Raw genomic sequence first — 17,480 nt, forward strand, 5'->3', positions numbered from 1 at the left:
GAAGGAGTTCCATGACCGCGGAGTCCCCGGCCCAGGTACACACGGGCAGCCACGATCTCCCCGTCCCGGCGGCCCTGAACGCCTTCATGGCGGCCGACTGGGCGCCGTCCCCCCTGCCCGTCGGCGCACAGGTCCCCGGCCGCGCCCTGCTGCCGGACCGTCTGGAGCGGCTGTCGGCCCGCTTCCCGGGTGAGCGGCTGGTCATACCCGCCGGGACGCTCAAGGTCCGCTCGAACGACACCGACCACCGTTTCCGGCCGCACAGCGCCTACGCCTGGCTGACCGGACTGACCGGCGAGGAGCAGCCCGACCACGTCCTGGTCCTCGAACCCTCCGGCGCCGAGGGGCACGAGGCGGTGCTCCACGTGCGCCCCCGCTCCTCCCGGAACACCAGCGACTTCTACCGCGACCGGCGCTACGGCGAGTTCTGGGTCGGCCGCCGCCCCGACCTGGACGAGACGGCGGCGCTGACCGGGCTGCGCTGCGCACACCTCGACGACCTGGCGAAGCTCCTCACCGGCCCCCAGCCGCCGACCCGCCTGCTCGCCGGCGTCGACGCCCGGGTGGACGGCCTGCTGGCCACCCGGGCCCCTACCCCGTCAGGAGACGCCGAGTTGGACGCCGCGCTCGCCGAACTCCGGCTGCGGAAGGACGTCTGGGAGGTCGGCCAGCTCCAACTGGCCGTCGACCACACCACGGCGGGCTTCGAGGACGCCGCACGCGCACTGCCCGACGCCCTGCGCCACCCCCGGGGGGAGCGCTGGATCGAGGGCGTGTTCCAGTTGCGCGCCCGGAGCGAGGGCAACGGCACGGGTTACGAGACCATCGCGGCGGCGGGCGCGCACGCCTGCGTCCTGCACTGGATCCGCAATGACGGACCGCTCGACCCGTCCCAACTGCTGCTGCTCGACGCGGGGGTGGAGACCGACACCCTCTACACCGCGGACATCACCCGTACCCTGCCCCTGTCCGGCCGCTTCTCGCCGGCCCAACGCGACGTCTACGAACTGGTGCTGGCCGCGCAGGAGGCCGCCATCGGCGTCCTGCGCCCAGGGGCCCGGTTCCGGGACTTCCACCGCGAGGCCATGCGCGTCATCGCCGAGGGGCTGCACGCGTGGGGCATCCTGCCGGTCCCGCCCGAGGAGGCGCTCGCCGACGACAGCGGCCTGTACCGCCGCTACACCCTGTGCAGCAGCGGGCACATGCTCGGTATCGACGTGCACGACTGCGCGCGGGCCCGCGCGGAGACCTATCTCGACGGCGTACTGGAAGAAGGTCACGTTCTCACCGTAGAGCCCGGGCTCTACCTCCAGCCGGACGACGAGACTCTGCCGCCCGAGCTGCGCGGCATGGGCGTGCGCATCGAGGACGACCTGGTGATCACCGCGGACGGGGCGAAGCTGCTCTCCGGCGCACTGCCCCGTACGGCCGACGGCGTCGAGGAGTGGATGGCCCGCCTCATGGACAGCTGACAGCGCCGCCCCTGAAGGGATGAGGCACCGCGCAACGTGACATTGTATAGTGCGGTGCCACATCATTGAAGGGGAACGCATGAGTGAGCTGAAGTCCCGCAAACTCATCTCGGTGCAGGAGCATCTGCGCGACCAGGTGGCGGGCGCCCTGCGTGCCGCGCTGATAGCGGGGGAACTCCAGCCCGGCGTGATCTACTCGGCGCCCACCCTCGCCGCCGAGTACGGCGTCTCCGCCACGCCCGTGCGCGAGGCCATGCTGGATCTGACCCGCGAGGGCTTGGTCGAGGCGGTGCGTAACAAGGGGTTCCGCGTCACCGAACTCTCCGAGCGCGACCTGGACGAGTACACCGAGATCCGCGCGCTCATCGAGATCCCCACCATCGGCCGCGTGGCCCGCACCGCCTCCCGCGAGCAGTTGGAGGCCGTGCGCCCGGTGGCCGAGGAGATCGTGACCGCCGCGCAGGGCGGCGACCTGATCGCCTACCTGGAGTCGGACCGCCGCTTCCATCTCGACCTGCTGGCCCTCGCCGGGAACGCGCGCCTCGTGGAGACCGTGGCCGACCTGCGCAAGCGCTCCCGCCTCTACGGGCTCACCGATCTGTCCCAGGAGGGGGCACTGGTGGGTTCGGCGCGCGAGCACACCGCACTCCTGGACATCATGATCGCGGGGGACGCGGAGGGGGCCGAGGAGCACATGCGCCGCCATCTCGCGCATGTGCGGACCCTGTGGGCGGCCCGGAAGCGGGAAGCCGAACGCGCCGCGCCGCCCCGGAGGCTCGGCGCACGCTGACGCCGAAGACAGTTCGGGGCGGGGCGTGTTGGCGCCAAAGCCACGCTGGACCCGTGCTGGACCCGTGCCCCTCGTGCCGAAGTCCGCCAGGGCGGCGCGTGTTGGCGCGAGGCACCTTGGGGGGGCCGGCGCCCGTGGCGCACGCTCAGCTCCGCTCCCCCGGCGTCCCCTCCTTCCGCCGGTGGGCCGCCACGGCGACCACCAGGTCCTGCCAGCCCATCCCGCACGTCTTCACGACCAGCGGGCGGTCGGCCGGGACGTCACCCCGCGCACCGGTCGGCTCCGCCAGGGTGCGCAGGTCGTCCGGGGCGAGCGAGCCCTCGCGGATCGCCATGACGACATCGCCCGCCTCACGGAGGGCGGTCGCGCGGCTCTCCACCAGGACGGCGGCACGCCCCATCAGCACGCTGTCGAGCTCCCGCGCGTCCGGTTCGTGCGAGCCGACCGCCAGCACCACGGTGCCGTCGCGCACCAGCCGCCCGTCGACCACCGGTTCGCGCGCGGACGTCGCGGTGACGACGACGTCCGCGCGCCGGACCCGGGCCGCCACTCCCCCCGCGTCCGCGGCCAGATGACGGTCCGCCCAGCCGGGAGCGGGCCCTCCGCGCCGGGTGACGACCGTGACGTCGGACACCGGGACATGGGCCCGTACGGCGGCGGCATGCCCCTCCCCCTGGGGGCCCGCGCCGAAGACCACCAGGCGCAGTCCGCCGCCCCCGTCCGCGAGCGCGCGCAGCCGGTCCAGGCAGGCCGCGACCGAGACGGCCGGGGTGCGCAGGGCCGTCAGCGCCACCCCGTCCAGCAGGGCCACCGGCGTCAGGGTGGCGCTGTCGTGCAGCAGATACGTGGCGTTGATCCTCGGCAGCCCGCGCGCGGCGTTGCCGGGCGCGACGGTGGCGATCTTCACGCCGAACCAGCCGCCGGACTCCGAGGGCATCAGCAGCCCCTGACCGTGGGCCAGCGGCACGACCGCCCGGGTCACGTCGCCGTCCGGGTCGAGCCCCCCGGCCAGCGCCTCCCGGACCGCGGTGACGGCCCCGGCCGGGCCGAGCGCGAACACGTCCGCCGCGTCGAGCGTCACCGTCATCGCAGCACGAACCCGGGTACGAGGGTGTCATCGGGATCGACGGTGAAGCGGCTGGTCCCGGTGGCGTACGCGGTGCCCGTCACGGCCGGGACGACCGCGGGGCGGCCGTGGACCGTGGTGGCCCGCTCGATCCGGGCACGGAAGACGGAGCCCACCACCGACTCGTGACGCAGCTCGTCGCCGAGGCGCAGTTCCCCGGCGTCGGCGAGGAGCGCCACCCGGGCAGCCGTGCCCGAGCCGCACGGGGAGCGGTCGACCTGACCGTCCGCGAACACCGTGACGTTGCGGTGGTGCAGCAGCCAGGTACCGTCGGGCCGTTCGGCCGGGGCGCCCGCCTCCTCGGTGAACACCGTCCCGTAGACGCCGGACAGCCGGGCGTCCTCGGGGTGTTCGGCGGCGTGGGCGGCGTTCAGCGCGTCACGGATCTCGCGGCCGGCCGCGATGATCGCGGTGACGTCCCTCGGCAGGACCCGCAGGCCGAGCCGGCAGGCCGGAACCACCGCGTACATGGCGCCGCCGTAGGCGATGTCGACGGTGACGGTTCCCCACGAGGTCGCCACCTCGACGCCGCGCGCGTGGACATGGCCGGGGACGTTGAGGAACGTCACGTCCGCGACCCGGCCGCCGGCCGTGCGCACGCTCGCCGTGACCCGGCCGGAGGGGACGTCGATGACGACGTCCGCCGTGCCGTCGGCCGGCACCGGGACCAGGCCGGTGGCGACCGCCCAGGCGCCGAGGGCGATCGTGCCGTGGCCGCAGGCCGTGGAGAAGCCGTCCTTGTGCCAGAAGAGGGCGCCGAGGTGGGCCCCGGCGTCGTCCGGCGGCACCAGGAAGGCACCGTACATGTCGGCGTGGCCGCGCGGTTCGCCGCACAGCAGGGCCCGGGTCCACTGCACCCCGGCGTCGGCCATGGCGACCGTGCGGCGCTCGGCGACGGTGGGTCCGGGTGCGGTCACGGCCGGCGGGGACTCGGGCACGATCCGGAACGGTTCGCCCCCGGTGTGCCAGTCGACCGTGCCGATCGGTCCGGTGCGGGGATGTGCCGTACCGATCGGCACGGTGTACGGATCGGCCGTCATACGGTGAATCCCGTCGGATAGGGGTCCGTGGGGTCGAGCAGGTACTGCGCGGTCCCGGTGATCCAGGCGCGACCGGTGACGGAGGGCAGGACGGCGGGCCTGCCGCCGACCGTGGTCTCCGCCAGGATCCGGCCCGTGAACCGGGAGCCGATGAAGGACTCGTTGACGAAGTCCTGACCGGTCTTCAGCTGTCCCCGCGCGTGCAGTTGGGCCATCCGGGCGCTCGTTCCCGTCCCGCAGGGCGAGCGGTCGAACCAGCCGGGATGGATGGCCATGGCGTGCCGCGAGTGCTCGGCGGTCGAGCCGGGCGCCTCCAGATAGACGTGGTGGCAGAGGTCGATCGCGGGATCCTCCGGATGGACCACCGGGTTCTGCTCGTTGACCGCCCCCATGACGGCCAGGCCCGCGTCGAGCAGTCGCCCCTTCTCCGCCCGGTCGAAGGGGATCCCGAGGTCCTCGGTGCGCAGGATGGCGTAGAAGTTGCCGCCGTACGCCATGTCGTAGCGGACCGGGCCGAACCCCTCGACCTCGACGACCTGGTCCAGCGCGTGACTGTAGGAGGCGACGTTCTCCAGAGTGACGGACTCCGCGCGGCCGTCGCGCACGGCGACCCGTGCCGTGACGAGGCCGGCGGGGGTGTCGAGGCGGATGAGGGTCTCCGGTTCGACCGCTTCCACCATGCCCGTCTCCACGAGGACCGTGGCCACGCCGATGGTGCCGTGGCCGCACATGGGCAGACAGCCGGAGACCTCGATGAACAGCACGCCGAAGTCGGCGTCCGGCCGGGTCGGGGGCTGGAGGATCGCTCCGGACATCGCCCCGTGCCCGCGCGGCTCGCACATGAGCAGGGTGCGCAGCCCGTCGCGCTCCGCCATGAACCGCCGCCGTCGCTCGGCCATCGTCGCGCCCGGCAGAACACCCACCCCGCCGGTGATGACCCGGGTCGGCATTCCCTCGGTGTGCGAGTCGACCGCGTGGTAACACACCTGGGAGCGCACGTCAGTTCACCCCGGCGTCGATGAGGGCCTGGGTGGCGGAGCGGACGACGGCCGCGGTCTCCGGGTCCAGTGCCTGCCGGGGCGGACGGCAGGCACCGCCGGTCCGGCCGATCATGTCCTGGCCGAGCTTGATCGCCTGGACGAACTCGGTCCTGCTGTCCCAGCGCAGTACGGAGTGGAGCTGTCGGTAGAGCGGGAGCGCGGTGCCGAGATCGCCGGCCAGCGAGGCGTTGTAGAGGTCGAGGCAGGCACGCGGGAAGACCTGGGGATAGCCGGCGACCCAGCCCTTGGCGCCGGCGACACCGACTTCCAGGAGGGTGTCGTCGGTACCGACGATCAGGTCGAGCCCGGGGGCGAGCTCGTTGATGGCGTAGCACCTGCGGACGTCGCCGGAGAACTCCTTCACGCCCACGATGAACCCTTCGGCGTGCAGCTTGGCCAGCAGCTCCGGACGCAGGTCGACCTTGGTATCGATGGGGTTGTTGTAGGCGGTGACGGGGAGTCCGGCGGAGGCGACCATCGCGTAGTGCTCCAGGACGGCACGGTCGTCGGCCCGGTAGGCGTTGGGCGGCAGGCACATGACGGCCTGGCAGCCGGCGTCCTTGGCGAACCGCGCATGCCTCCTCGCCTCGATCGCTCCGTACGCTCCGACGCCCGGCATCACGGTGAAGCCCTCGGGTGCGTTCGCGACGGCGGTCTCCACGACGCGGTCGCGTTCCTCGTACGTCAGGGTCTGGTACTCCCCCAGCGAGCCGTTCGGGGCGACGCCGTGCAGGCCCTGTTCGGCGAGCCAGGCGACGTTGTCCCCGTAGGCGCCGTGGTCGACGGCGAGATCCGGGCCGAACGGGAGGCTCGTCGCGACGATGACGCCGTGCCAGGGCATGCGGGTGCGGATGGATGCGCGGTCCATGAGAACTCCTCGGACGGGGTCGGAAGTGGACTCGCCGGAGTCGGCGAGCGCACCGAGGGTGACGGGGGTCGCGATCAGCCGCTCGGCGGGGGCGTACGGCTCGCCCCGGGTGACGAGGCAGTGCACGGCGGGCCCGCACATCCGGCCCTGGCACCAGCCCATGCCGGCTCTGGTCAGCTGCTTGACCTGCCGGTGGTCGGCCGCCGAATCGTCGGCGCGGGCGGACCGGACCGCCCCCGCGGTGACCTCCTCGCACCGGCAGACCGGTGTGTCGTCGGTCAGCCACGCGGGCCAGGCCGTGGGCAGGGGGTGGGCCTGTGCCATTGCCCGGGCGAAGGCACGGTGCCGGGCCACCGCCCGACGCTCCGCGGCCGGGCGGCGGGTGCCGGCCCGGCCCGGGGCGCAGAGGTCGGTGAGCACCGAGGCGGCGGCGACGCGGCCCTCGCTCACCGCGAGCGCGGCCCCGCCCACGCCACAGGTCTCGCCCGCCGCGTACAGCCCGGGCACCGTGGTGCGCTGTCCGTCGTCGACGGCGGCGGCCATGGTGCCGTCGCCCGCGTCGACGAGGTCGCAGCCGAGCGGGAGCAGCAGGTCGAGCTGGGGGACGAAGCCCCAGCCGACGCCCACGGTGTCGGCCTCGATCCGGCGCTCCCTGCCCGGGAGCGGGCCCCCGTCGGCATCCAGGGCGGCGGTGCGCACGACGGCGACCCGCCCCTCCCCTTCGGCGCCGACGATCGCGGTGCGGGTGCGTACCGGGACCCGGTGCCGGGCGAGGGCGCCCGCGTACCGGGCTGCCTCGGCCCACTTGGCGGGGTTGCGCAGCAGGGGTACGGGGTGGCGCAGCCAGGCCGAGGGCGCCGCCGCCTCGCACACGGCGACGACCTTCGCCCCGTGTACGGCGAGGGCGGCGGCGACCGGCAGCAGGAAGGGGCCCGTGCCGCCGAGGACCACCCGGCGACCGGCGACGACTCCCCCGCCCTTCAGCAGCGACTGGAGCCCGCCGGCGGTGAGGACACCGGGCAGGTCCCAGCCGGGGAAGGGGAGTTGGCGGTCGTAGGCGCCCGTCGCCACCAGCAGGGCCGGGGCCCGCAGCGCAACGGCCCTCTCCTCGGGCGCCCGGCCGCGGTCCATGGCGTGGACGGCGAAGCCGTCCTCCTCGCGGGCCGTGGTCCATACATGGTGGTTCAGCAGCAGCCTGAGCCGTCCGGTGCGCTCGTGGGCGGAGAGGGTGGCGCGGAGTGTCCGGTAGGTGCTCGGCCCGTGGTGCGGATCGGCGGTCGGAACGGCCTCGCGCGCGGAGAGCGGGGGGTGGCGCCAGAACTGGCCGCCCGGGGCCGCGCCCGAGTCGAGGAGAACGACCCGCAGCCCGCCGTCCAGGGCGGTGGCGGTGGCGGCCATGCCGGCCGGGCCCGCGCCCACCACCACGAGGTCACAGGGCGCACTCGGCGCCACGAGGTCCCGGGGCTCACTCATCGTCGCCCTCCCCGGTCGTGACGGCCATGCCCGCGCGGGCCTGCACCAGACAGGCCCGCTGCCCGCCCGTTCCGTCGACGGTCACCAGGCAGTCGTAACAGACGCCGATCCCGCAGAAGATCCCCCGGGGCCGTTGCCCACCCCGAGTGGTCCGCCAGGCGACCCGGCCCGAGGCGACGAGCGCGGCGGCCAGGGTCTGTCCCGGTACGAACGGCAACGGTTCGCCGTCCACGGTGAACGCGGTCGCTGCGGTCACTTCGGCACACCTCCGGGGTTGAGGAATCGGTCGGGCAGAAGGCCGGTGTGGGCGGCCGGATCGGCGCCGCGCCACGGGCGGCCGAGGAGCTGGGCGGTGACCAGGGCACCGGTCCCGGGGGCGAGGCCGACGCCGGCGCCCTCGTGGCCGCACGCGTGGACGACGCCGGGGACACGGGGGTCGGGGCCGATCACCGGCAGGTGGTCCGGGCAGTACGGCCGGAAGCCCCGGTAGGCACGGATCAGGTGGACGCCGCGCAGGAACGGGAAGAGGCGGCACGCCTGGGCGGCGAGCGTGGCCACCACGGCCGGGTTCATCGCGGTGTCGAAGCCGACGCGTTCGCGGCTGGCTCCGATCAGGATCGTCCCCGCGCGGGTGCCCTCGACGACGCACGAGGTCTCCAGCCCCTCGTCGCTGGAGGCGACGTTGGCCACGTAGTCGGCGGAGTAGACCTTGTGCCGGATCATCGGCGGCAGCGGCTCGGTGACGAGGACGAAGCCCCGGCGGGGCAGGATCTCGACGGGGGCGCCGAGCCGGCGGCCGACCTCGCCGCCCCAGGTGCCGGCGGCGTTGACCACGGCGTCGGCGGGCAGCACCGTACCGTCGGCGGTGCGCACTCCGGTGATCCGGCCGTCGGCTCCGGTGACCGCGGCGGCGGCCTCGCCGGTATGTGTCCGGGCCCCGCGCCGGACCGCGGCCCGTAGCAGCCCGGCCGCCGCGAGAACGGGCTGCACCTGGGCGTCCTGCGGATAGTGGACGCCGCCGGGGAGGCCGGGCGCGATGTGGGGTTCGAGGTCGGCGGCACGCTCGACGGCTTCGGTACGGACCCCTGCGGCCGCCTGGCGCGCGGCGAACGCGTGCAGGGCCCCGAGTGCCGCGGGTGTGCTCGCGACGACCAGGCCGCCCTTGGCCTCCAGCTCGACGGTTTCCGGGCCGAGTTCCTCACCGGCCTCGTCCCAGAGGTCACGGCTGAGCCGGGCCAGTTCCAGTTCGGGGCCGGGTGCCTTGTCGGAGAGGAGGATGTTGCCCTCCCCCCGGCTGGTCGTGCCCGCGCCGACGGGGCCGCGGTCGAGGACCGTGACGTCGAGCCCCGCCGCGGCGGCGTGGAATGCGCACGCGGCGCCCACGATGCCCGCTCCGACGACGACGACTTTCATGACCGCTCCCTAGTGCAATGTCACATGCCATTGCCCAGGCTATACATCCGGACGACCCGAGGACAACGCCATCGCCCCGGTGACTTTTCACCCGGGCACCCGACGACGCGCCGCGTGCGGGACTGCAACCCCCTTCCAGGCCGATGGGGAACCGGGAGGGCCGAGCGGACACTCATGGGTGTGAAGTCTTCACTGAACGAGCGGATTCGATCCGGCGAGCGCGACGCGTTCGCCGAGATCTTCGATCAGCATGCGCGTGTGGTGTACGCGCATGCGATCCGAAGTACGGGTGACTGGGCCGCCGCTGAGGATGTGATGTCCTTGACCTTCCTCGAAGCCTGGCGGCTGCGTCACAAGCTCCGGGGCGAGGTGGGCAATGTCCGGGCCTGGCTATTGGGCATCGCTACCAACGTGCTCCGGAATTCGGCGAGGGCGGCCCGGCGGCACAGTCGGGCCATGGCCCGACTGCCGGCATCCAAGGAGGCACAGGATTTCGCCGACCAAGTCGTCGGTCAGCTCGCTGACGCGCAACGCCTGGCGGCGGCGGCGAAGGCCCTGAGCCGCCTCAAGCGCGGCGAGCGCGAGGTCTTCACCCTGGTCGTCTGGTCCGGGCTGAGCTATACGGCAGCCGCCGAAGCGCTCGGGTTGCCCACGGGAACGGTGCGATCCCGGCTCTCGCGCGCCCGGACGAAGTTACGCCGGTTGGTGGAGGCCGAGTTGCGGACGGACGTCACCGCCGGCTGGAGGGCTGAGCCGGACAGCCGGCGCAGGGTAAGAGGACCGGCGCCCAAGGTCGCGGATGCATACCGGAGGAAGGCATGACGGACCCTTGTGAAGGTGCGGAGCAGACGGAGGCCCGGACGGAGTTTCCGCCGCCGCCCTACCCGGACCCGCACACCGAGGTTGTTGAGCTGCACAAGCGGAATCTCCTTGCGGAGATCGACCACATGGGGCCGGCCGGGCAGCGGAGGGCCGGTGCGAAGCGACGGGCCACTGTTGCCCTCACTTCCGCGGCAGTCGTGTGTGCCGTGGTCATCGCGGTCATGCTTCCCCACTCCGGCACTCCCCCGGCCCCGGGTGCGCAGCCTGCTTCGCGAGCGTCGGTGCGGCTCCTGGAACAGGCGGCACGTCATGCCGCCACAGGTCCGGCCGACACCCCACGAGACGCCCAGTTCACGTACGTCAACGTGACCGGGCACACCACCTCGCTGTCGGAGACCGCCGACGGGGAAATGAAACTGTCGCGGGAGGACGGGAGTTACGAGCAGTGGACAGCCGTGGACGGCGGCAGCCGTACCGTCCAACGCAAGAGGGGTGCCACCGGGACTCTGCTGGAAGCCCCGGGACAGGGCAGCTTCGGCTCGCCGACCTACCGCTTCCTCGCCGGGCTTCCCACTGACCCCGAGGAAGTGCTCGCAGCCATCCACCGTGACGCGAGGCTGAACCACGGAGCAGGTTCCGGCTCCACCACCGGTCCGGACCAGGAAGCCTTCCTCATCATCGGCGAACTGCTGCGGACGTCCGTAGCACCGCCGGAGGTAAGTGCGGCCCTCTACCGCGCGGCAGCACGGATTCCCGGCGTTGTCGTGGTCCCGAGTTCGGTGGACGCCGTCGGCCGTCGGGGTGTCGCCGTCGCCCGCACACACGATGGAGAGCGAAGCGAGTGGATCTTCGACAAGGGGACCTCGCGGCTCCTCGGCGAACGAACCGTCCTGCTCAAGGACTCCGCCTGGGGCAAAGCTGGAACAGCGGTCGATTCGACGGCCGTCATCGACAGCGGCTTCACGGACAAGCCCGGCCAGAAGCCTGCTCCGACGGCGGATCAGGGCACCAGCACGAACGTCTGACCCAGAAGATCGCGAGCCGCGGCGCGTCGCCCGGCACTCTGCCGGGCAACACCCCCTGCCACCCCGCGCTGCGGCCCGACGGGTGCTCCCCGTCATGGTCTGCCGCGCCGCGCCGCACCTACGGCGCTCGGCGCCGCCCTGAGCACCACGTGGTGGTCACTGATCCGCGAGGAGGCCGGGCAGTCCACGCATGTCGTCGAAGACGACGGTGCGGGGGCCTTCGAGTCGGTCCGCGGGAGTCATTCCCCCGGCGTAGGCGAATGCTCGCATGCCTGCGGCTCGGGCTGCTTGAAGACCGTACTGGCTGTCCTCGACCACGGCGCATGCCTCAGGCGAGATCCCCATCTGTCGCGCGGCGTGGAGGAACAGATCCGGGGCCGGTTTGCCGTGCTTGACCTCGGTGGCGCTGAAGATGCGGCCTTCGAAGCGTGAGTAGAGACCGGTGATCCCCAAGGTGAAACGCATCTTGTCGTGGCTCCCGCTGGATGCCACGCAGGTGGGGAGAGGCGTGAGCGCATCGAGAGCGTCGACTATCCCCTGGACGGGGGTGAGTTCAGCGGCGAACGCATCGTGGTAGAGGGGCTTGAACTCTTCCTCCCAGTCGGCCGGCAGCCTGTACCCGAGGTGGTCCTCTATCTGCTGCGTCATCGACTGGCTCGAGCGGCCCATGAAGCGGTCGACGATCTCGGCCTCGGTGAGTTTCCACCCCAACGTGGCCAGGACGAGCGCATCCACGCGCACCGCGATGCGTTCGCTGTCGACCAGCACGCCGTCGCAGTCGAATATGACGAGTTCAATGGGATGGATCATCCCCGCAGGATAAGCGGGCTGTCACAGGCACGCGGCAGCGGTGATCCAGGGGCGTTCGACAAGGTGTCCGCGTTCGAAGCGGGCGCCGGCTCGGACCAACATCACCGTGTTCGCTCCGTCCGACGAAGCCTTCGCGAAGATCCCGAAGGCGGATCTCGACAAGCTCCTCGACGACGGCAACCGGCGAGCCCGGACCTGGTGGCCCGCGGTCGACAACGCCCACTCCTTCGACACCGACGGCGACCAGCAACTCGTCCCCCACCACCCACCCCACGCCATGCGACACACCGGCGCCTCCTGGCCCGTAACTCCCACAACGCCCACAACTCCATGACGCACATCGGTAAAACCTCAGGTCAGTCATCCTTCCTGATCGACTCAAGGATCGCCGCGCACTCCACGTGGTGCGTCATCGCGAGGAGGCCCGGTGTCCCGGCGAACCGCTGTCCGGAGGGTTTCGTCAACCTGTGTCACTCCTGGGAGGGATATCGCATCACCATGCCGCGGGTGGTAGAGGCGCGCATGGCCGTCATGATCCGATGGCTGACCCGGGTGGCTTGCGACCGGACGGGCCTCAGTACGCGAGACACCGGAACCTGTTGCCGGGGTGGGCCTCGCCGACCCGGACCGCCGGTGCAGAACGACCGTGAACGCGGTGGTGGCCGAAGTTGCCGGGGATGGGCGAGGCAGCGACCCAGCTCGCCCCGTGCGTGTTCGCCCGAACCGAGGACATCTCCGAGCACTGACCGAGGACGGTCGGCGAGCCGGGGAGATCGCACCCCAGCACGATCGCGGAGCGCTGGGGTGGGCTGCTGTTGAACGCCGTCGTGGGCATGCGGCTCATGGCGCGCCGATCACCGGAAGCCGGGGTGGACTTTTCGGGTGATCGGCGCGACGATCGACCTCCTTCGATGCGGACCGCGGCACCCACTGCTTCCGAAGTGCCGACCCGCAGAACGTACTTACGGTTCGAGAACTGGAGTGTCGTGGATCTCAACCTCACCTCGAAGACAGCGGTCGTTACCGGCGCCGGCCGGGGCATCGGTCTTGCCACCGTCCGTACCCTGGCCGCCGAGGGCGTCCGGGTCGTCGGTGCCGCCCGCACCATCACACCCGAGCTGGAGGAGACCGGCGCGCACCCGGTGTCGGCCGACCTGAGCACCGCCGAAGGCGTCGCCACCCTGATGAGCGGCGCCCTCGACCGACTGGGCGGCATCGACCTGCTGGTGAACAACGTCGGCGGTGGGGACGACCTGGCGCCCGTCGGCTTCCTCGAAACCGACGACACCCACTGGTCCGGCATCTTCGACCTGAATCTGCTGAGTGCCGTCCGAGCCACCCGCGCCGCTCTGCCCAGTCTGATCGAACGCCGCGGTTCGATCGTCAATGTCTCGTCCATCAGCGCCCGGGAACCCACCACCGGCCTGATCGCCTACAGCGCGGCCAAGGCCGCACTCACCTCGCTGGGGAAATCCCTGGCCCGGGAGTTCGGGCCCCGGGGCGTACGCGTGAACACCGTCTCCCCCGGAGCGGTCAACACCTTCGTCTGGGCGGACCCCGACGGCCTCGGCGGCAAAGTGGCCGCACAGGGCGGACTGGACCACGCCACCTTCTTCCAGCGGCTGCCGAAGGACTTCGGCATCGCCACCGGCCGCATCACCGAACCCGAAGAGGTCGCGGCCCTGATCGTCTTCCTCCTCTCCGACGCCGCCGCCAACCTCACCGGCGCCGACCACCTCATCGACGGCGGAGCGCTCACGGCACTCTGAACCGGGAGGCCCCGGACCGTGTCGCCAAAGTCCCGTCCGTCTGCCGCGCCCGGCACACCCGCTGGTGCTCCGCTCGCCGGGCCGACGGGCGGGACACGGAGTCCCGAGTATGGGCGTCGGAGCCGTTGCGGGGTGCGGCCGACGGCCCCGGACGACACCCTTCGCACCGGCGGCGCCGGCGGAGGGCCGAGGCGGCTCCCGGGGGGCGCCCGTCTCAGGGCGTGCCATCGGTCTGCTCGACCATCCGGACGCGGGTCATTCGACATGGCCCGCAGCGCCTCTTCGCCCTCGACGACGGTTCGGCCGCCGCCGTGGATCCCCTGGGGCCTCGCCCAGGGGATCCACGGCGTGCTCGGCTACTCTGTCGCCCTCATGAACGCTCGGCAGGCGGACGGCACGAACGACACGACCCCCTTGCTGCGTCTGCACCTTATGGGCGGGTTTCGGGTGACTCGTGAAACGGGTCCGGCGGCAGAGGAGCGTTGGCCCCGCCCCAGCGCCCGGACCCTGGTGAAGCTGCTCGCCGTCACACCCGGCCACCGGCTGCACCGCGAGCAGGCCATGGGGATCTGCTGGCCCGACTCCGGTTCGCAAGCCGCGCTGCGCAGTCTGCGCGTCGCCCTGCATGCCGCGCGCCACGCCCTCGAACCGGAGCTGGTCCCGCGAGCCACCTCCTCCTATCTGGTCTCCGACGGCTCACTGCTGCTGCTCGATCCGCGGACCGTGTGGATCGACACCGACCACGCCGAGGAGACGGCGCTGTCCGCGCTCGCCACCGGCGACATAGCCGCGCTCTCCGAAGCGGCACGGCGGTTCACCGGCGAGCTGCTGCCGGAGGACCGGTACGCGCGGTGGGCCCAGCCCCGCCGCGACCGGCTCGCGAGGCTCGGAGAGCAGGTGCTGCTCGCGCTCGCGACGGCACAGCTCACAGCCCAGGCGCACCCGGAGGCGGCCGCCACGGTCGAGCAGGTGCTCGCGGCCAACCCGGCCGAGGAGGCCGCGCACCGCATCCTGATGGAGTCGCATCTGCGCCAGGGGCTGCGGCGGCTGGCGGTGCGCCAGTACCACCTGTGCCGGAAGGCCCTCGATGCCGAGCTGGGGGTGCGGCCCGGGGCCGAGACGGAACGGCTGCACCGTATGGCACTCACCGACGCGCCCGCCCCGGCCCTCTCCGCGCCGTCGATCCCCGGGCCGCTGAGGGCAGCGGCCGGGACGCCGCTGAGGGGCCGCGACCAAGAACTCGCCCGGCTGCTCGTGGCCGACGGGCCACCGGTGACGCTGCTCACCGGCGAGGCGGGCGTCGGCAAGACCAGTCTGGCCCGCGAGGCGGCGCGGCGGGCCGCGCGGGGCGGGACCGCCGTGCTGTGGGGCGGTGGACACGACTCGGAGGGGCACACGCCGTACGGCGCGTTCGCCGAGGCCCTGGACGGCTGGCTGGCCGAGTGGGACGCCGGCGAGCGCGCCGGGATCGGCGCCGAGCATCCCGAGCTGGCCGCGTTCCTCCCGTCGCTGGGACGCGTACGGGCAGAGAACGAGCGCAGCCCGGAGGAGGAGCGGGACCGGCTGTTCCGGGCGAGTGCGGCGCTGCTCGGCGACCTGGCCGCAGCGCGCCCGGTGCTGGTGGTCCTCGACGATCTGCACGCCGCCGACACCGGCTCGTACCAGTTACTCGGTCATCTGGCCCGGCGAGTCGTCGAGCGGGGAACGACGCTGCGGTTCCTGGTCACCTACCGGGAGGAGGAACTTCCCGAAGGCGACCCGCGCCGTTCTGCCATGGCGTCACTGCTGCGCCAGCGTCTCATCGTGCGTGAGGAGGTGGGGCGGCTCGACAGGGAGGCGTGCCTGGCTGTGGTGCGTGACGCGGCCGGGGGCGTGACGGACGACGAGCACGCCCACCGGGTGTGGGAACTCTCCCTCGGTAACCCGCTGTTCGCCCTTGAGCTCGCCCGTGGCCTGATGGATCGCGACGCTGACAACGTTGCTCCCGAGGGTGTGCGGGAGCTGGTGGCCGACCGTCTCCTGCGACTCGACGCGGATGCCCGCCGCGTCGTCGAGGCGCTCTCCGCCGCCGGGGGCGAGGCCGCGCTGAGCGAGCTGCTCGACGTGGCCGAACACGGGTTGCACCCTCCCTTGTCCGGCGCCGCCGCGGCCGACGCCCTGGAGCGGGCCATCGCCGCCTCGCTCGTCGACGAACGGCAGGTGGTGGTGGCCGGCCGGCCCGAGGCCGGGGTGGCGTTCCGGCACCCGCTGGTCCGCCTCACCTGCTACGAGCAGCTGTCCGCGGTCCGCCGCCGCAGGCTGCACACCGCTTTCGCACAGGCGGTCCTTCGTCGCCGTCCGGACGCCGTCGACGCCCTCGCGTCGCACTTCGCGCGAGCGGACGACCCGCGCGCGGCCGGGTACCTGCGCCGCGCCGCCGAACGCGCCGCCGCCCTGTACGCCAACGACACCGCCGACCGCTACTACCGCGACCTCGTCGCCAGGCTCGACGTCGACGCCGCCCGCGCCCGTCTCGCGCACAGCCATATCCTGCGCAGAATGGGGCACTTCGAGGACGCCGCCGAGGCCCTTCGCATCGCCCTGGCCGAGTTCGAACGGCGCGGCGACCACGACGACACGGTCCTCGCGGCGGCCCTGCTCGCCGAGGCGCTGGCCAAGACCCGCGCCCCCGTGTCCGGCCTCCGTACCCTGTGCGCGCATCCGGTAACGCCGAGCACCGCGCCGGAGCCGACCGCCAGCCACTTCCTCGCCCTGGCCGTCGTCCGCTGTGTCCAGGGGCAGTACACGGCGGGAGCGGAGGCCGCCCGCCGTGCCTTGACGGCCGCCCGGGACGTGCCGGGAACACCGGGTCAGGGACTGACGGCCCGCGCCTTCGCCCTGCAAGCCGCCGGTCTCGGGCTCGCGGGCCGCCTCGACCAGGCACGCGCCGCGGGCGACCAGGCGTTGGCGCCGGCCGAGGCGTACGGGGATCCGGCCCTGCTCGGCTCGGTCCTCTCGACACTGCGGGAGAACGCGCGGAGGGCCGGCCGACTGCCCGAGGCCGTCCGGATCGGGAACAGGGCACTGGCCTTGGCCGAGCGGTCCGGAGCCCCGATCGCCGCCGCGTTCGAGCGGGCGAACCTCGCAGAACTGCGGCTCCTGCTCGAAGAGCCCGAGCCGGCCCGTGCTCTGGCCGAGCAGGCCGTGTCGGGCGCGGAGGCGTACGACGCCTGGTGCCTGCCGCACGCTCTCGCGACGATGGCGCGCGTGTGGACGTTCCTGGGCGAGACCGCGAGGGCAGGGGACGTCGTGGGCCGCGCCGAGGTGGCCGCCGCCGCGGTCGGCGACCGGCAGGCGGAGCACGAGGCGCGCACGGCACGCGCCGAACTGGCCCTGTACGTACGCCGTCCGGACGAGGCTCTGCGTGCACTGGAGGGCCATGCCGACGACGCACCTGTGCTGGTGGCCTGGGCGGAACTCCTGACGGGGCGGCCCGAGGCCTCGATGCGGCTCGCGCTGGCCGAGGTGGCACGGGCCGAGGGCACCGGGGAACGACTCGCCGAGGTGGAGGCGCGGATCGCCCTCGGAACGTCCCTGACCCTGCTGGCCCGGACATCGGAGGGCACGTGGGAGCTGACCCGCGCCGAGGCGCTGGCCCAGGCATTGCCGTATCCGGCCGGGACGCGCCGGACGGCCTGGGCACGAGGTCTGCTGCGGGAGGCCTGAGAGCGGTCACGGTGCTCTGCGCGGACGCGGGCGACACGAGCGACGGCCGGGCTACGCGGACGGCAGCGCGGACGCGGACGGCAGCGCGGACGCGGGCGGCGGCCGGCCTCCTCACGGAGCCGGCCGC

At 73.0% G+C, this 17,480-nt stretch carries 13 protein-coding genes and 2 pseudogenes; 7 read left to right on the plus strand and 8 right to left on the minus strand.

The features are described from left to right. Positions 1–11: 11 nt before the first annotated feature. Positions 12–1,472 carry an aminopeptidase P family protein gene (locus ACZ60Q_RS06760; protein ID WP_469629375.1) on the plus strand — a complete coding sequence of 487 codons (1,461 nt, stop codon included), beginning with the start codon at positions 12–14 and terminating at the stop codon, positions 1,470–1,472. Between the two features lie 79 nt (positions 1,473–1,551). Beyond that, positions 1,552–2,262, plus strand: a complete 711-nt coding sequence (locus ACZ60Q_RS06765; protein ID WP_469629378.1) for a GntR family transcriptional regulator — start codon at positions 1,552–1,554, stop codon at positions 2,260–2,262. Positions 2,263–2,407: 145 nt separating this feature from the next. Here ACZ60Q_RS06765 and ACZ60Q_RS06770 read toward each other — a convergent pair whose 3' ends face one another. The 7 genes and pseudogenes from ACZ60Q_RS06770 to ACZ60Q_RS06800 all read right to left on the minus strand — a co-directional run bounded on the left by ACZ60Q_RS06770 (position 2,408) and on the right by ACZ60Q_RS06800 (position 9,222). Beyond that, positions 2,408–3,349 carry an ornithine cyclodeaminase family protein gene (locus tag ACZ60Q_RS06770; protein WP_469629381.1) on the minus strand — a complete coding sequence of 314 codons (942 nt, stop codon included), beginning with the start codon at positions 3,347–3,349 and terminating at the stop codon, positions 2,408–2,410. Then, positions 3,346–4,428 carry a proline racemase family protein gene (locus tag ACZ60Q_RS06775; protein ID WP_469629384.1) on the minus strand — a complete coding sequence of 361 codons (1,083 nt, stop codon included), beginning with the start codon at positions 4,426–4,428 and terminating at the stop codon, positions 3,346–3,348. Before ACZ60Q_RS06775 ends, ACZ60Q_RS06770 begins: the two co-directional genes overlap by 4 nt. Continuing rightward, a complete protein-coding gene (locus ACZ60Q_RS06780; RefSeq protein WP_469629387.1) occupies positions 4,425–5,426 on the minus strand; it encodes a proline racemase family protein in 1,002 nt (333 codons plus the stop codon). The genes ACZ60Q_RS06775 and ACZ60Q_RS06780 overlap by 4 nt, the downstream gene beginning before the upstream one ends. Before the next feature lies 1 nt (position 5,427). Then, a complete protein-coding gene (locus ACZ60Q_RS06785; protein ID WP_469629570.1) occupies positions 5,428–6,336 on the minus strand; it encodes a dihydrodipicolinate synthase family protein in 909 nt (302 codons plus the stop codon). Positions 6,337–6,351: 15 nt separating this feature from the next. Then, a pseudogene (locus tag ACZ60Q_RS06790) lies at positions 6,352–7,809 on the minus strand (FAD-dependent oxidoreductase); the annotation flags it as partial. Then, on the minus strand, positions 7,802–8,065 hold the full coding sequence (locus ACZ60Q_RS06795; RefSeq protein WP_469629389.1) for a (2Fe-2S)-binding protein: 264 nt from the start codon (positions 8,063–8,065) through the stop codon (positions 7,802–7,804). The gene ACZ60Q_RS06795 and the pseudogene ACZ60Q_RS06790, both read right to left, overlap by 8 nt. Next, the gene (locus ACZ60Q_RS06800) at positions 8,062–9,222 is read right to left on the minus strand and encodes an NAD(P)/FAD-dependent oxidoreductase (protein WP_469629391.1); all 1,161 of its coding nucleotides are present in this window, start codon (positions 9,220–9,222) and stop codon (positions 8,062–8,064) included. The genes ACZ60Q_RS06795 and ACZ60Q_RS06800 overlap by 4 nt, the downstream gene beginning before the upstream one ends. Positions 9,223–9,396: 174 nt before the next feature. Between ACZ60Q_RS06800 and ACZ60Q_RS06805 the strand changes: the two genes are divergently transcribed. Both ACZ60Q_RS06805 and ACZ60Q_RS06810 read left to right on the plus strand, forming a co-directional pair. After that, a complete protein-coding gene (locus ACZ60Q_RS06805; RefSeq protein WP_469629394.1) occupies positions 9,397–10,044 on the plus strand; it encodes an RNA polymerase sigma factor in 648 nt (215 codons plus the stop codon). Next, positions 10,041–11,069, plus strand: a complete 1,029-nt coding sequence (locus tag ACZ60Q_RS06810; RefSeq protein ID WP_469629397.1) for a CU044_5270 family protein — start codon at positions 10,041–10,043, stop codon at positions 11,067–11,069. Before ACZ60Q_RS06805 ends, ACZ60Q_RS06810 begins: the two co-directional genes overlap by 4 nt. A gap of 156 nt (positions 11,070–11,225) precedes the next feature. On the opposite strand, the gene ACZ60Q_RS06815 is transcribed toward ACZ60Q_RS06810, so the two are convergent. Then, positions 11,226–11,879: an HAD family hydrolase gene (locus ACZ60Q_RS06815; protein ID WP_469629400.1), complete on the minus strand. Its 654-nt coding sequence runs from the start codon at positions 11,877–11,879 to the stop codon at positions 11,226–11,228. Positions 11,880–11,976: 97 nt separating this feature from the next. On the opposite strand from ACZ60Q_RS06815, the pseudogene ACZ60Q_RS06820 reads away from it, so the two are divergent. The 3 genes and pseudogenes from ACZ60Q_RS06820 to ACZ60Q_RS06830 form a co-directional block, all read left to right on the plus strand. Beyond that, positions 11,977–12,054, plus strand: a pseudogene (locus ACZ60Q_RS06820) (fasciclin domain-containing protein); the annotation flags it as partial. Positions 12,055–12,865: 811 nt separating this feature from the next. Continuing rightward, positions 12,866–13,648 (plus strand): oxidoreductase, encoded by a 783-nt coding sequence (locus ACZ60Q_RS06825; RefSeq protein WP_469629402.1) that lies wholly within the window; start codon positions 12,866–12,868, stop codon positions 13,646–13,648. Between the two features lie 372 nt (positions 13,649–14,020). After that, complete coding sequence (locus ACZ60Q_RS06830) at positions 14,021–17,353, plus strand: ATP-binding protein (protein ID WP_469629405.1); 3,333 nt, start codon at positions 14,021–14,023, stop codon at positions 17,351–17,353. Positions 17,354–17,480: the final 127 nt, after the last annotated feature.

The organism is Streptomyces sp. NPDC104313 (genome assembly GCF_055583985.1).